This is a genomic window from Roseateles albus (assembly GCF_028595345.1).
GTDB classification, from domain to species: Bacteria; Pseudomonadota; Gammaproteobacteria; order Burkholderiales; family Burkholderiaceae_C; genus Paucibacter_A; species Paucibacter_A albus.
The window spans coordinates 1-14,231 of sequence record NZ_JAQQXT010000006.1 but is presented as its reverse complement, the minus strand read 5'-3'; the positions used below and the strand labels follow the sequence as shown (position 1 = coordinate 14,231).

Here is a 14,231-nt window from a genome sequence, read left to right as displayed (position 1 = left end):
CTATGGCGATTCAATATCTGCAGCGCTTGACAGGGCAAGACCGAACCCTGCTGGCCAACCGCCAACTGGGCGGCATGCTGGCCTTCATTGCCGGCGCGATCAATGCGGGCGGGTTTTTGGCGGTGCAGCGCTACACCTCGCACATGACCGGCATCGTGTCCTCCATCGCCGATGACCTGGCCACCGGCGGCTTTGCCTTGGCCTTGGCCGGTTTTGCGGCCTTGCTGTCCTTCATCGCCGGTGCTGCCTGCACCGCCATCCTGATCAACTGGGCGCACCGCCGCCAGATGCACAGCAAATATGCCCTGGCCTTGCTGTTGGAGGCCGGCTTGCTGCTCTTGTTCGGCTTGGTGGGCGCCAATCTGCGTTCGCTGGAGCATTTGCTGATTCCTACCGCCGTGCTTTTGCTCTGCTTCATCATGGGCTTGCAAAACGCAACCGTGACCAAGATCTCTCATGCCGAAATCCGCACCACCCATATGACCGGCGTGATCACCGATCTGGGGCTGGAACTCGGTCGGCTGATCTACTGGAACCGCACCCAGCAGCGCAATAGCGTGCTCACCGTGCGCGCCAACCACGACAAGCTGATGATCCATCTGGTGATCCTGAGCCTGTTTTTTGTCGGCGGGCTCGCGGGTGCGCTGGCCTTCAAGCACTTCGGCTTCTCGGCCACGATTCCGCTCGCCTTGCTGCTGATCGTGATTGCCGCACCGGCGCTGTTGCTGGACTGGCGACGCGGCTGACTTGGCCCGCCGCCCTACTGCTTATCTTTCTGCTTGCCTGCCCTCTCGCCTCTCCCAAAGACCCCAATGCCCGAATCAGCCGACCTTGCCCAGCACCTGAAACCCTTTGTCTACGAGACGTTGAACACCAAAGCGCTGCATTTCTCGATCTGTGAGATCCAAAGCCGGATGCAGACGCTGCGCCCGCATGCGCTGGACCTCGACTACACCCGCACCATGGCCGCCTTCCTGCTGTTCAGCCCCGCGCCGGACATGCTGGCGATGATTGGCTTGGGCGGCGGCTCGATGGCCAAGTTCTGCCATCGCTTCCTGCCGGCTACGCGCATCAAGGTGATCGAGATCAACCCACATGTGATCGCGCTGCGCGAGCAGTTCTGCGTCCCGCCGGACGACGGGCGTTTCAAGGTGCGGCGCGGCGACGGCGCCGACTTCGTACGCTTCCCGCCTTACCGCCTGGACATGCTGCTGGTTGATGGCTTCGACTACGACGGCCAGCCGCCCGCACTGTGTTCGCAGCGCTTTTATGACGACTGCTATGACGCGCTGCAGCCCAATGGCTTGGTGGTCATCAATCTGCACGCTGCACATGTCGACTTTGACGTCCATGTGGCGCGTATCCGCCGCACATTTGGCGCCGAAGTTTTGCTGGTCGCCGATGCCGACGGCAGCAACACCATCGTCTTTGCCTGCAAGGGCTCGCTGGCCCAACGCTTCAAACCCGCCAGCTCGCGCCGGCCCGAGCATCTGGATGCCGACACCAGGGCCGATTTGATGCCGGCCTTTGTGGCAGTGGCGCGGGACATGGAGCGCCGCCCGAGGGCTTAGTCAGTCAGCCAGTCGCTCAGTTCTTCAGTCGGCCGACTCGCTCAGCTGAAACACAGGGCCTTAGCGGGTTCAGCGGCCGAGCCGTAGGCAGAGCCATGAGCCAGTGCCAAAGCGCAGTTCAAGCACCGCCCGTGCGCCGCGCTGCGGCCATCGCCAACAGAATGCCCTGAATTCTCAAGCTGATTTCGGGCGAAGCGCAGATGGCCTCCTCGGTGACAAGGGCGCCCAGCAGGGGCAAGGTCTGCGAGGCTTCCTGAAGAAGATGGGCGGACATGGTGCGCAAAATCTCGGCCAAGGCCGCCTGGGCAATATGCGCGCGCGGCGAGGTGTTGACGATGGCGACCGGCTTGCCCACAAAGCCTTGGTCACTGACCAGCCAGTCCAAGGCATTCTTCATGGCGCCGGAGATGCCATGGGCGTATTCCGGGCTGGCGATCAAAAGCGCATTGGCTTGGCCCACCGCCACTTGGAACTCGCGCACGCTCAGCGGCGGGCAGAGTTCAAGGTCTGGATTGAAAAGCGCAAGTTCTCCAAGACCGGCGAACACCTGGACCTGCACAGGCGCCGGGGCGAGGCGCGCGGCCGCACGGCAAAAAGCCGAATTGATCGAAGCAGCACGCAGGCTGCCGGAGATGGCGAGGATTTTCATGGCTTCGGTATTGCGCTCGACCTTGTGGCTCAACTCAGCGCTGTTTGATCAGCCTAGATCTTCTCAGACGCTCAAACATCAAGCCCGGCCAGGCGCTCGACCTAATAACTAAATTGAGCGGCTGGCGGGGCTGGCGAGCTGCATCAGCTTGTGCTTGCGCTCTTGCGTGAAGTCCCACCAGGGCTTTGCTGCTTCGCCGGATACAAAGCGCGTGACCGAGATGAACACGTCGATCACGCAGGGATCATGGAGCTGCCCAGTGATTTCGCACAGCGCCGCATACATCTCGAAAGGGCATCTACCCATCAACTGTTCAGGGGCTTGGATACCGAGCAATTCCAAATCGGCCGCACCGGCCTTGCCGATATTGGGTAGGTCGGTCAGACGGAGCACACGGCTTCTTTCAACCTTGCTGGGATTCATGCTGGCCCGCTTCCGTTCAATCAAATCTTCGCTGATTCTTGCAGCTATTGACCATGAGCAACTCGTCGGGCTCGGCCTCGAATTCAATCACCTGCTCAGGGCTCGCCGGCTCAAATCCGAGGCTGGCAAGCAGCGCCCGGGACCGGAAGTTGGCGCTTTTCAACACCGCAGCAAACAAACTAACGCCGTAATTCAGCGCCAGTTCATCCATGACGGCGGTGACCGCACAGCGGCCTATGCCCCGGCGCCAAAAGCGGCTGTTCAATTCATAGGCGATCAAGGCACTGCCAGAGGGCAGCACCGTCGCCTGGACATAGCCCGCCAATTCCCCGCTGGGCAAGCGCAGCACCCAATTCAGCCAGGCTTCTTGTCCATCCTCGGAAGCGCGCCGCTCTAGCCTTTTGTAGCGCTCGGCCAGCCACTCGACGGACGGTGGCGGCACGTTCTCGAACTCATAGATCGCGGCGTCGCTCAGCACGCTGAACATCTCCATCGCATGCGCCGCGACTTGGGGCTCCAGCGTGCACAGCGCCGTGCTGCGGGTTCTCATACTAGGACCTGCCGGCTGGATCAGAAGCCGCGCTGGCCTCAAAGCACCGGCTCTGAAACGGCGGTAAAGCATGCAGCGCCGAGCCATAGAGGTGGAGATGAAAGGTGGCCTGCTCTCCAAGAACGGAGGTGGCGTGAATCTCGCTTGGCCGCATCAATAGAAGCTGCCCAGCGCCAACGCTGACCGAATCGACGGCAACCACTTGCCGGGAATCCTTGACCACGCGCTGGAACCTTGTGTTGATCTCACAGCCCCGAATTCCAACAATGACGGCCCAAGTTTTGTGTTCATGCGGCTGGCTTGTCACGCCTGGACCATCCGAGACAAGATAGATTGACGGCCCGCCCTTGGAACTAACAGCCAATTTGTGCAGCAACTCCTGCCCTGGCCCGGCCTCTTGCAAACCCAGCTGACCGAAGTCGAGTCCGCGACAAAGCTTCAGCAAGTCCTCCGCCACTGATTGCAAGTCGGCAAGGCTGAGTTCGACGCGAGAGTCGAAGCGCCGCTCAAGCTGCGTCACGAATCCTTGCAGTGCAGCCTCAATCATGGGCGAACTGCGCTACGGCTTCGGCGAATGCTCGCCGTGGATCAAGTGCCTTGGTGATGGCGCGGCCCACAACGATGTGTGTGGCTCCAGCAAGCGCGGCGGCTCGCGGATCTGCCGTGCGAGCCTGATCGCTTGAGCTTGATGCACTCTTTAACTGCACGCCCGGCGTGAGGACCAGCATGCCAGAAGGCAGCACGCCGCGAAGCATTTCAGCCTCTTGAGCCGATGCCACCACGCCGTGGCAAGCACAGTCGGCGGCCAGGTGAGCCAGACGCAAGACTTGCGCTTGCACCGATGGTTCTAAACCAATCTCTGGCAGATCCCTGTCGCAGAGACTGGTTATCACCGTCAGGGCCACAATCCTCAGCCCTGGGAACGGCAAGGCCGCCTCGACCGCCGCGCGCAGCACGGCCGACCCCGCCGAGGCATGCACACTGACCATGCTGACACCTAACTTCCCCGCCGCAGTGACTGCACCTGCGACCGAATTGGGGATCTCGTGCAGCTTCAAGTCGAGGAAGACCTGCTTACCGCTGTCGACAAGTTCGCGGACAACTTCAGGCCCGGCCTCGGTCAGCAATTGCAGACCGACCTTGTAGCTACGCGCAGCGGCGCCCAGCTCGGTCACAAGCGCAAGCGCTTCACAGCTGGACTCGAAATCGAGGGCGACGATGACATGCTCAGTCATGGCGAGACCTGGTGTTGAGGGCCGGCTTTTACCGCTGCATTGGGCCAGCGGTAGCCCAGCACGCATTCAACCGGATATGAGTTTTCACACACGCTATCGAGTTGGTTTCCACCGTATAAGTAGACGCGCTCGTCTACGGTCCGCAGGTAGAAGCCTACATGGCCCTTCCAGCTTTCCGGCGACTCTCGCCAGAGCACGGCAATACAGCCCGGCCTGGGTTCGCTCAAGGGCTCGCCCCAGGCCAGCCAGGAGCGCGCCAAGGCCTGGCCGGTGCCCGTGATCCCAACTTGAGCAAAGACCCAATTGGCGAAGGATGAGCACCACGAGGCCTTGTCGTCATACCAAGGCGTCGTCGTGCAGCGGTGGTAGAGCCCAATGCGTGGGTGGCTCATTCCCGGCGCCAGCGTCCTGACGCCGGCCTCTGCCCTTGCGATGGGCAGCCAAGGCGGAGTTGGCATATTGAGTTGAGCCATTGGACAGGCAGCGCAGCGGACCTACTTGCTGCTCTTGAACTCCCCAAACCCCTTCAGCTGCTCGGCCACAGCCTTGTCGCCCACGACGACCAGCGACTGCGTCTCGGGCGAGAAGTACTTCTTGCCAATCTCACGTACCTGCTCGGCGCTAACTTTTTGAATCAGCGGCACAAACTGGCCCAGGAATTCGGCCGGCAATCCGACCAGCCAGTTGTTGGCGAGCGTCTGTGCCACTGCGCCCTGCAGCTGCGTGGTCAGCAGATAGCTGCCGGCCACATAGCGCTTGTTCATCGCCAGCTCCTCGGCCGGCACCAACTCGGTGCCGATGCGGCGGTACTCATTGACGAACTCCTGCAGCGAGGCGCCGGTCACCTCATTGCGCACATCGGCGCCGCCTGAAATGGCGCCGCCAACGCGGTAGGAGCGCGCCCCGGCGTTGGCGCCATAGGTATAGCCCTTTTCTTCGCGCAGATTCTGGTTGATGCGGCTGGAAAAGCCGCTGCCCAGAATGGTGCTGGTCAGGCGCAGCGGCACTTGGTCGGCACCATTCGCAGGCGCACCGGGGCGGCCCAGGCGCACGGTCGACTGCACGCTGTCAGGGCGCTCCAACAAGATGTGCTGTGGCTTGGCGCTCAGCGGTGCGGCGGCGATCTCGGCCGGCGCTGGTCCTTGCGCCTTCCAGTCCCCAAAAGCGGCCTGTGCCAGCTTCATGCCCTCGGCTGCCGTGATGCGGCCGGTGATGACTAGCAGCGCGCGGTCCGGGCGGAAGCGTTTCGCATGCTCCGCGCGCAAGACTTCTGCCGTGGTGGCTTCAATCGACTCGGCCGTCTCCTGGCTGCGGCCATAGGGGTGCTCGCCATAGATCGCCTGGTTCAAGGCCTTGCTGGCCCGAAAACCCGGCTGCGCACTGGCGACCTTGAGCGCTTGCAGCGCGTTGGCCTTGGCCAGCGCCACCTCGCCCTCAGGGAAAGACGGGCTGCGGGTCACTTCGGCCAGCAGCTTCATCATGCCTTCGGCGTGTGAGGTGAGCGCGTAGGCGGTCAGCGTTAGCCCGTCGTTAGCAGGCGCGGCCGCCACACCACCACCCATGCCTTGGGCGGCCTCGGCAATGGCGCGTGAGTCGCGCTGGGCCGTGCCTTCGTTCAGCAGGCCAGCCAGCAGCTTGGCCTGGCCGGGCGTGGCGGCCGCATCGGCGCCGAAGCCGGCGCCGCGCAGGGCCAACACATAGTCCACGCGCGGCAGACCCTGGCGCGGCAAGACCCAGACCTCGAGCCCATTGGCCAGCGTTTTCTTGCTGATCTGCGGCACCTGGATCGCTTTGTCCTGGCCATACTTGGGCAGCTCGGCCGGCATCTTGATGGCCTCGGCAGCGACTGCGATCAAAGGCGTGGCCAGCATGGCAGCCAACACGATCTTGTTCAAAAGAAATTGGTTTTTCATGATGTTTGTCTCCCTCTTGTTCAAGGCTTGGCAGTGGCTTCAGCAGGAGCGGCCAACATCGCCACCGGCTTGCGGTCAATCACCGAGCGGTTGGCGACGGTCAGATAGGTCTTGGCCACGCGCTGCACATCGGCCGAAGTGACGGCCTCAATCCAGCCCGGAATCTGGTTGACGACATTGGCGTCGCCCCACAGCGTTTGCAGCTTGGCCAAGGTGTCGGCGCGACTCAAAAAGCTTTCCAGGCCGTTGTACCAATCGGCCAGCAAGCGGGTCTTGATCCGCTTCAGCGTCGCGTCATCAACGCCGTTTTTGACGACCTTGGCGATTTCTTCGTCCATCGCGGCCAGCAAGACATCGGCCGTGGTGGTCGGCTTGTAGAGCGCAAACACGGTGAAGATGGTCGGGCCGTCGTATTCCCACACGCTGGTCAGGCCGTAAAGCGACTCGACATTCAAGGCCAACTCACGCCCCTTGACCAGGCCCTGGTAGAAGCGCGAGGCGTCGCCGCCGGCCAGCAACTCGCCCAGCACCGCGAAGGCGGGCTGGTCTTTGCTGCCGCGCTCCGGCATCTTCCAGGCCGCTGCAATTGCCGGCACCTGCGCCAGCTTGTCGCTTTGCTGCAGGCGCTTCTCGGCGGTGTTCAGGCCTTCGCTGAAGTCGCTCGGCGCCGGTGTGGGGCGCTTTGGAATCGCGCCGAAATACTGCTGGGCCAGCGCAAAACCCTTGGCCGGCGTGATGTCGCCCGAGATCGCCAGCACCGCGTTGTTCGGGCCGTAATAGTCGCGGTGGAAGGCGCGCACATCGTCCAGGCTGGCATTCTCCAAGTCCTTGAAGCTGCCGTAGCCGTCGTGATTGTTTTCCCATTTCTCGAAGGCCAGGCCGCCGATGTCTATCCACATAAAACCGCCATAGGGCTGGTTCTGCACATTGACGCGGATCTCTTCCTTCACCACATCTTGCTGGTTCTTCAGCGTCGCGGCATTGAAGTCCAGCGTCTTCATGCGGTCGGCTTCCAGCCACAGGATGGACTCCAGCGCCGAGGCCGGCGCGGTCTCGATGTAGTTGGTGAAGTCGGCGCGGGTCGAGCCATTGTTATTGCCGCCGCCGCCGGTGATGACTTTGTCGAACACGCCCTTGGGTGCGGTCGGCGTGCCCTGGAACATCAGGTGCTCGAACAAATGGGCGAAGCCGGTGCGGTCCTTGGGTTCGAGGCGCATGCCGACCTTGTAGACCACGCTGACGCCGACGGTCGGCGAGCTGTGGTCGGGCGAGACCAGCACGGTCAGGCCGTTAGGCAGCTGCTTGCTGTGCACCGGCACCTGCCAGCTGTCGGCGGCTTGCGCCGAGAAAGACAGCGCAAGGCCGGCGAACAAGAGGCTGAATGAATGCTTTTTATACATGGGCTTTTCTCTCAGGGTTGGCCTTGGCAATCAAGGTTGCGTGACGGGCATTTTGAAGGTGTTGGCGATAAAGGACAGCATATCTGCGCGCTCCTCGATGATCTTGGAGGTCGGCTTGCCGGCGCCGTGGCCGGCTTGCGTCTCGATCCGGATCAACTTGGGCGCGGCACCGGTGTCCGCCGCCTGCAGCGCCGCCGCGTACTTGAAACTGTGCGCCGGCACGACGCGGTCGTCATGGTCGCCGGTGGTCACCAGCACGGCCGGGTACTTAACAGCTGCGCCGGACTTGATGGTGTGCAGCGGTGAGTAAGCCAGCAGCGCCTTGAACTCATCGGCCTTATCGCTGGAGCCATAGTCCGGCTCCCAGGCCCAGCCGATGGTGAACTTCTGGTAGCGCAACATGTCCATCACGCCGACCTGTGGCACGGCCGCGCCGAACAGATCGGGCCGCTGGTTGACCACCGCGCCGACCAACAAGCCGCCGTTTGAGCCGCCGTTGATGGCCAGTTTGCTAGGGTTGGTGTACTTGTTGGCGACAAGCCATTCGCCGGCGGCGATGAAGTCGTCGAACACGTTTTGCTTCTTCAGCTTGGTGCCGGCCTCATGCCAGGCCGAGCCGTACTCGCCGCCGCCGCGGATGGCGGCCAGCACATAGACGCCGCCCATCTTCATCCAGGTCGCGGCCGTAATGCCGTAACTCGGCGTCATCGGCACATTGAAGCCGCCGTAGCCGTAGAGCAGGGTCGGGTTGTTGCCGTCCAGCACCAGGCCCTTTTTGTGGGCAATGAAGATGGGTACCTTGCTGCCGTCCTTGCTGGTGACAAAGGCGCGCTGCGTCTCGAACTGCTCGGCTTCAAAGGCTGTCTGCGGGCGCTTGAACAGCGTCGCCTTGTTGGCCGCCACGTCAAAGCGATAGGTCTCGGTCGGCGTCGTCAGGCTGGTGTAGCTGAAGAAGGTTTCCTTGTCCGACGTGCGGCCGGCAAAGCCGCTTGCGGTGCCAACGCCGGGCAGCTTGACCTCACCTTGGAGCTTGCCCTTCATGTCATGGATGCGCACCACGGTCGATGCGTCGCGCAGATAGCTCAGGAGCAGGCGGCCGCCCACCGCCGAGGCGCCCGTCATCGCGTCCGCGCCCTCGGCCACCAGGGTCTTCCACGGCTGCTTGCGCGAGGCCTGCAAGTCGATGGCGACCAGGCGTCCACGCGGTGCGTCCTTGTCGGTCTTGACGATCAAGGTATTGCCGTTCAAGGCCACCGGCACATATTGAGCGTCAAAAGCCAGGCTGATCGCCTTGGGCTCGCCGCCCGCATAACTGCCCTTGACCAGGGGCAGCAGCATCAGGCCGTTCTTCTCGCCGCCCTTCCAGACCGTGATGAACACGGCCTTGCCGTCGTCCGAGACCTCGGCGCCGAAGCCCCATTCCTTCTCGCTTGGATTGCTGGCGACCAGCTGATCCTCCGATTGCGGCGTGCCGAGGCGGTGGTAATAGAGCTTCTGGAAATAGTTGGCGCCGGTCAGCGCCGCGCCCTCGGCCGGCTCGTCATAGCGCGAGTAGAAAAAGCCCTTGCCGTCCGGCGTCCAAGCCGCACCCGAGAACTTCACCCAGTCCAGCTTGTCGGCCAGGTCACGACCTGTCGTCAGGTCACGCACCTTCCAGGTCTGCCAATCGGAGCCGGCCGCGGCGACGCCGTAGGCCAAGAGCTTGCCGTCGCGCGAGGCGGCATAACCGCCTAATGCTGCGGTGCCGTCTTTGCTCAGCGTATTCGGGTCGAGCGCAATTTCGGGCGTGTCGCTCGGCGACTTGGCGGTGTAGAGCACCGCCTGCTGTTGCAGGCCGTTGTTGCGGGTCCAGAAATAGCGGCCGCCTTCCTTGAAGGGGATGCCGAATTTTTCAAAGTTGTAGAGATCTGTATAGAGCTTGCGCACCGGCAGGCGCTGCGGCATCGCGGCCAGATAGGCGTCGGTGACCAGGTTTTGCGACTTGACCCAGGCCTTGGTTTGCTCGCTGTTGTCGTCTTCCAGCCAGCGGTAGGGGTCGGCGACCGGGGTGCCGTGATAGGTGTCGGTTTGCTCGACCTTGGTGGTGACGGGGTAGGTCGGGGCGCTTTGGGCCTGTGCCTGGTTCAGCGCCAAAAATGTCAAAACGGCTAGTGTCAAGGCCTTGTGGGCCACTGTCTTCTTCTTCATCATCGTCATCGTCCTCGTGGGTAGTTCTAACTATCTGTCTGACAGTCTGTCTTGTTGATTGTCTAAGCCGTGGCGCTGACCGGCTTTTGCGCCAGCATGCACCACAAAAAGGATTGGCCAAACAAGCCGCTGTCGCGGGCGTGAGTCCGCATCTGGCGCAAGCTGTGAATTCTGAAGGATGGGCCCCAGAGATCTCGGAGCGCGGCCTCGGTATAGCCGAGCCCGCCACCCAAGGTCTTGCCCTCAAGCACCTGCTGGTCGGACAAGCCGCTGCCGCCTTCTGGCCTGAAGCACACCAGTCCAAAGTGGCCGCCCGGCTTCAAGGCCGCCCAGACCAACTGGACATAGGCTTCTCGTTGCTGGGGTGCGAGGTGATGAAAGCAACCAGAGTCGTAAACGAGCTCATAAGTTGCGGGCGCAATGTTCAAGTCAAAGACCGAGCTGTGGCGCAGATCTACGCTGACGCCTGCCTCGCTGGCTCGCTGCGTCGCCCATGTGATGGCTGCTTGGGAATAGTCGACGCCAAGGACTTCAAAGCCGACCCTGGCCAACAAGACCGCGTTGCGTCCGTTGCCGCAGCCGATATCCAGCGCCGCGCCGCGCTTGAGCGCTGAGTCACTGTTGACCCATTCGGCCAAGTTCTCGTCCGGCGCTGTGCCGAAGAAGGGAGGCGTCTTCTTTGAGCGGTCCGCATAGAAGTCGTCCCACCAGTCGCCTTGGCGGTCTGACTGGTGCGGGTCGTTTGGGCTGAACTCTTTGCCTGGGGAGGGCGTGTTAGACATCGATGCGCTCGAAGCCGGACGCTCCGCCAAACTTTGGCAAGTCGTCGTGACAAAAAGACCAATCGGCTTTGTCACTGAAGAAGTAGTGGCCGCTAGGCTTGGAGGTCAGCGGCGTGGAGAGAATGCCGGCCGGTACGCCCAGAATGCCGGGAAGCCGCTTGTCCTCGGTGAACACATGGGTGCCGCACTGCTTGCAAAAATGACGCAGGCCATTTTCGCTGGCTGCGAATTGCTGCAAATTCGTCGCACCGGAGATAACCGTTGCTTCGCGCGGCAGGCTCAACCAAGTCGTGAACGCCGCGCCGCTGAGTCGCCGGCATTGCTGGCAATGGTAGTGAATGACGCTTTTTGGCTTTGCCTCGCAATGCAGACTGACAGCGCCGCAATAGCAGCTTGCGAGCAAGTCTGAGGTTTCGGTGGCGGTCATGTGGGCGAGAAATTGAGTGGCTATGGCTGAAAAGCGCGCTGTGTTCGGGCTGCCGCATTCTGGCAAGCAAGAGCTCATATGACGAAAGGCACGGGTCACTATTTGCCCCAAAACAGTGCCGATTGCGGGTTTCCTCGGGGTCTTTGTGTTGTGCAAGGTAAAGATGGGCAAGTTCAAGAGGTGTCAGGTCGAAAACAAGTTCAGAAGCTGGCTTCGATTCGATTCAGCACGAAAGAGTCGACAGACAGGCCACCAACTCCTTGACGTTCGATAGCAAAGGACCACCGTCATGAATGCAAGCATTAGCTCGATTGCCGTTTCCGCCAATGCCCGCGCTGCAGCGCCGCCGCGCCTTCCTCCCAAGGCCGAGGACGTGTTCAAACAAATTGACAGCGAAGGCAAGGGTTCCGTGACTGCGTCAGACGCGGCCGCCTACTTGGTGAAGATCTCGCCCGAAGGTGCGCGCAAGGCGGACGCTGCCGATTCTTCTGCTGCTTCAAAGCTCAAGCAAGACATCGAGCAGGAGCTCGGCAAGGCCGATGCAGACGGCAATGGCCAACTGAGCCAGGCCGAGTTCAAGCAAGCGCTGGCGCAAGGGCCGGCAGGCGGTGGGCCAGCTGAAGCAAACGGAGATAAAGCCGCAGGCGCTGCTGCTGGCCCAAGCAAAGGTGCGGGCCGACCACAAGGGCCGCCGCCAGGCGCGGGTGGCGCTGGCGGAGGGGGCGCAAAGGCCGGCGGTGCGAGCGAGGCCGGCAGCTCGAGCAGTGCATCAACCAACTACGAAAAAGAAGATGCCAACCGAGACGGCAAGGTCACCGAGCCCGAGCGCCAGGCCTATGAGGTTCAGCATCCGAAGCAAGCGGTTGCTGAGGCGGCACAAAGTGTGAAGACCGCGACGGCCGCGTCTTCTGTTCGGGCTGCGAGCGATCTGGCGCTGCAGCGGTATCAAGAAGTGGCGGCTAGCGTCGAGTGAAGAAGAGGGGCTAGGGATAGCCCAGCGTGGGCATTGGCATCGACGGCAGTGAAGCGCCTATTGCCGATCCGGTCCGTTTCGGTTGACTTGGTCTTCCCGCACGATGCCGGGTCTCGGCCCGGCGGCCGACCCACTTCTCTTGTCTCGCCAAGAGAAGTGGGCAAGAGAAGGCGACCCTGCCGCATGGCCCTGCGGGTCCGCTCAGTGCTCAAATTTGCCGGGCCGCGCCCAACTCACTGCGCTACGCTCCGTTCAGACAAGGGGCGCGAAGTCAGTTCTTGAAGTCGCTGCGCGACGCCCGGCAAATTCTGCGCTCTTCGCCCATGCAGAAGGGGGTGAACTTCAAAGAACTCGGCTCGCTGTGCATCGCCTTGATTGGTGCTGCGCTGCGCGCAAGCACCTCGCAAGTCAATGCTTTTAGGGCGAGTCTTGCCATTAAATTTGAGGCTCCCGAATTCCAGGTTATCCGCTTAGAATAAAAGTAAGCAATGCACCCGAATTTGCCATTAGGCTTCGGGCAAAAGAAACGTCTAAAGGCTGGTGAGCCTTTAGATTTTAGACCTGACCCCGGCCTTTTCTTTAAGACCTGAAAAAACACTGTTGCTTTGCTAACTATTGAATATATAAGAGTTATGGACGAATCAACAATAAACGCACTTGCCTCAAATCCTTGGGTAACTCTAGGTGGATTCATTATTGGCGCTTTGGGTTTGGTGCTTGCGATTGTTTTTTATGCGAAATCTAAAAAAGACCGCCTCCCTTTTTATGAGGTATCCACTAGCACCCTTATCGATGGTGTCGACAAAGCCTTGGATGGTCTGCAACTTTACTACAAAGAACAATTGCAGAGCAGGATTACCGTAACAAAGATAGTCTTATGGAATGACGGGAGGGAGACCATAGACAAAAATGATTTGGCCGAACTCGATCCCGTCAGGGTTTCTTGCTCATCAGGCACAGATATTCTTGATATTCAAGTAACTCAAATTAGCTCTGTCGCAAACGCAGTTAGAATCGGCGAATCATCAGAATTTAATAAACAAAAATACTATCCAATTATTTTCGAGTACTTGGACCATAATGACTATTTTGTAATCCAAATTGTTCACAATGGAGATGAGTGTCAGAGGTTTTCCGTGGACGGGAAGATTAAGGGGGTTTTAAAAATTGAACGGGCTGCCAACTCGGTCTTTGAATCACGGCTGATGCAGTATCTTCGGTATATGCCATTTATGCCCCATGCCGAGATTCTGCTAGCAAGTCGAAAGGTTATGAAAAATGCTGTGACTACGGCCTATTTTTTACTATTTGCAATTGGTGTTTGGACGCTTAGTCACGGTGTGAATGGTTGGTATGTATGGGCAGGAACAGCACTTAGCTTCCTTTCAGCAATAATATTTTATTATGGATTCGGTCGGATCGCACCAGTGAATATATCTAGTTCAATATCCGAGCGCCTCCAAATGGGTTCGAGGACAGGTCTCGTAAATAATGGCAAGTCCTGATCCTCAAGCCATCGACTTAATATGTGCATGCGCGCAGCGCAGCACTCTTTGAGGCGACGCGCAGCGAGCCGAGTTCTTCGGAGTTCCCCTTCTGCATGGGCGAAGAGCGCAGGATTTGGCGGGCGTCGCGCAGCGACTTCAAGAACTGACTTCGCGCCCCCTGTCTGAGCGTAGCGGCCGTTAGGGCGCGAAGTGAGTTGGGCGCGGCCCGGCAAATTTGAGCATCTGAGCGGACCCGAAGGGCCATGCGGCAGGGTCGCCTTCTCTTGCCCTCTTCTCTTGGCGAGACAAGAGAAGAGGGTCGGCCGCCGGGACGAAACCCCGGCATCGTGGCGAGAGCGCAATTTAAGAGAAGCCGATCAGCACCAGCATCTCTGCTTGGTAGTCGGACCTGCAAAATTCGTTTTGCCGAAGCAAGCAACTGAAGCAGTTCCTGGTGAGGCTTGCCGTTATGGTGCGAATTGATGTCGCCAAGCCTTCTGGTGTGCCATCAGGCCGCCCAGCAGCGCCATTGCACCCACCATCAAGCCCGCCCATAGGGCGAACAAGACCAAAGAAATGTGCCTTAGGCCGCCAGCCTGCAATTGGCGCCACAGCGCCCGCATCAACCAACGGA

Annotated in this window: 16 protein-coding genes; 5 read left to right on the top strand and 11 right to left on the bottom strand. The window is 60.5% G+C overall.

Translation table 11 applies throughout. The annotated features are described in order from the left end of the window. Positions 1-2: 2 nt before the first annotated feature. Positions 3-746 (top strand): YoaK family protein, encoded by a 744-nt coding sequence (locus tag PRZ03_RS11030; protein WP_263532798.1) that lies wholly within the window; start codon positions 3-5, stop codon positions 744-746. Positions 747-812: 66 nt separating this feature from the next. Beyond that, positions 813-1,571, top strand: coding sequence for a spermine/spermidine synthase domain-containing protein (locus PRZ03_RS11025; protein ID WP_273600348.1), 759 nt, complete (start codon positions 813-815; stop codon positions 1,569-1,571). A gap of 118 nt (positions 1,572-1,689) precedes the next feature. On the opposite strand, the gene PRZ03_RS11020 is transcribed toward PRZ03_RS11025, so the two are convergent. From PRZ03_RS11020 to PRZ03_RS10970, 11 genes are all read right to left on the bottom strand, one after another. After that, positions 1,690-2,253 carry an NADPH-dependent FMN reductase gene (locus tag PRZ03_RS11020; protein ID WP_273600347.1) on the bottom strand — a complete coding sequence of 188 codons (564 nt, stop codon included), beginning with the start codon at positions 2,251-2,253 and terminating at the stop codon, positions 1,690-1,692. A gap of 75 nt (positions 2,254-2,328) precedes the next feature. Then, complete coding sequence (locus PRZ03_RS11015; protein WP_273600346.1) at positions 2,329-2,643, bottom strand: helix-hairpin-helix domain-containing protein; 315 nt, start codon at positions 2,641-2,643, stop codon at positions 2,329-2,331. Positions 2,644-2,659: 16 nt separating this feature from the next. Next, positions 2,660-3,193: a GNAT family N-acetyltransferase gene (locus PRZ03_RS11010; protein ID WP_273600345.1), complete on the bottom strand. Its 534-nt coding sequence runs from the start codon at positions 3,191-3,193 to the stop codon at positions 2,660-2,662. A 1-nt stretch (position 3,194) separates the two neighbouring features. Then, on the bottom strand, positions 3,195-3,713 hold the full coding sequence (locus PRZ03_RS11005; protein WP_273600344.1) for a cupin domain-containing protein: 519 nt from the start codon (positions 3,711-3,713) through the stop codon (positions 3,195-3,197). Positions 3,714-3,732: 19 nt separating this feature from the next. Next, positions 3,733-4,428 carry an orotidine-5'-phosphate decarboxylase gene (gene pyrF / locus PRZ03_RS11000; protein ID WP_273600343.1) on the bottom strand — a complete coding sequence of 232 codons (696 nt, stop codon included), beginning with the start codon at positions 4,426-4,428 and terminating at the stop codon, positions 3,733-3,735. Continuing rightward, positions 4,425-4,901 (bottom strand): TIGR02594 family protein, encoded by a 477-nt coding sequence (locus PRZ03_RS10995; protein ID WP_273600342.1) that lies wholly within the window; start codon positions 4,899-4,901, stop codon positions 4,425-4,427. Before PRZ03_RS10995 ends, pyrF begins: the two co-directional genes overlap by 4 nt. Before the next feature lie 21 nt (positions 4,902-4,922). Further along, positions 4,923-6,341 (bottom strand): M16 family metallopeptidase, encoded by a 1,419-nt coding sequence (locus tag PRZ03_RS10990; protein ID WP_273600341.1) that lies wholly within the window; start codon positions 6,339-6,341, stop codon positions 4,923-4,925. Between the two features lie 20 nt (positions 6,342-6,361). Beyond that, positions 6,362-7,741 (bottom strand): M16 family metallopeptidase, encoded by a 1,380-nt coding sequence (locus PRZ03_RS10985; protein WP_273600340.1) that lies wholly within the window; start codon positions 7,739-7,741, stop codon positions 6,362-6,364. A gap of 30 nt (positions 7,742-7,771) precedes the next feature. Then, positions 7,772-9,931, bottom strand: coding sequence for a prolyl oligopeptidase family serine peptidase (locus PRZ03_RS10980; RefSeq protein WP_273600339.1), 2,160 nt, complete (start codon positions 9,929-9,931; stop codon positions 7,772-7,774). A gap of 59 nt (positions 9,932-9,990) precedes the next feature. Further along, entirely contained in the window at positions 9,991-10,710 is a 720-nt protein-coding gene (locus PRZ03_RS10975) for a class I SAM-dependent methyltransferase (protein ID WP_273600338.1), read from the bottom strand. After that, complete coding sequence (locus tag PRZ03_RS10970) at positions 10,703-11,137, bottom strand: GFA family protein (protein ID WP_273600337.1); 435 nt, start codon at positions 11,135-11,137, stop codon at positions 10,703-10,705. Before PRZ03_RS10970 ends, PRZ03_RS10975 begins: the two co-directional genes overlap by 8 nt. Before the next feature lie 289 nt (positions 11,138-11,426). Here PRZ03_RS10970 and PRZ03_RS10965 point away from each other — a divergent pair, with 289 nt between their 5' ends. The 3 genes from PRZ03_RS10965 (at position 11,427) to PRZ03_RS10955 (ending at position 13,615) form a co-directional block, all read left to right on the top strand. Next, positions 11,427-12,110, top strand: coding sequence for an EF-hand domain-containing protein (locus tag PRZ03_RS10965; RefSeq protein ID WP_273600336.1), 684 nt, complete (start codon positions 11,427-11,429; stop codon positions 12,108-12,110). A 278-nt stretch (positions 12,111-12,388) separates the two neighbouring features. Continuing rightward, on the top strand, positions 12,389-12,589 hold the full coding sequence (locus PRZ03_RS10960) for a hypothetical protein (protein WP_273600335.1): 201 nt from the start codon (positions 12,389-12,391) through the stop codon (positions 12,587-12,589). A 153-nt stretch (positions 12,590-12,742) separates the two neighbouring features. Next, positions 12,743-13,615 (top strand): hypothetical protein, encoded by an 873-nt coding sequence (locus PRZ03_RS10955; RefSeq protein WP_273600334.1) that lies wholly within the window; start codon positions 12,743-12,745, stop codon positions 13,613-13,615. The last annotated feature ends 616 nt before the right edge of the window (positions 13,616-14,231 follow it).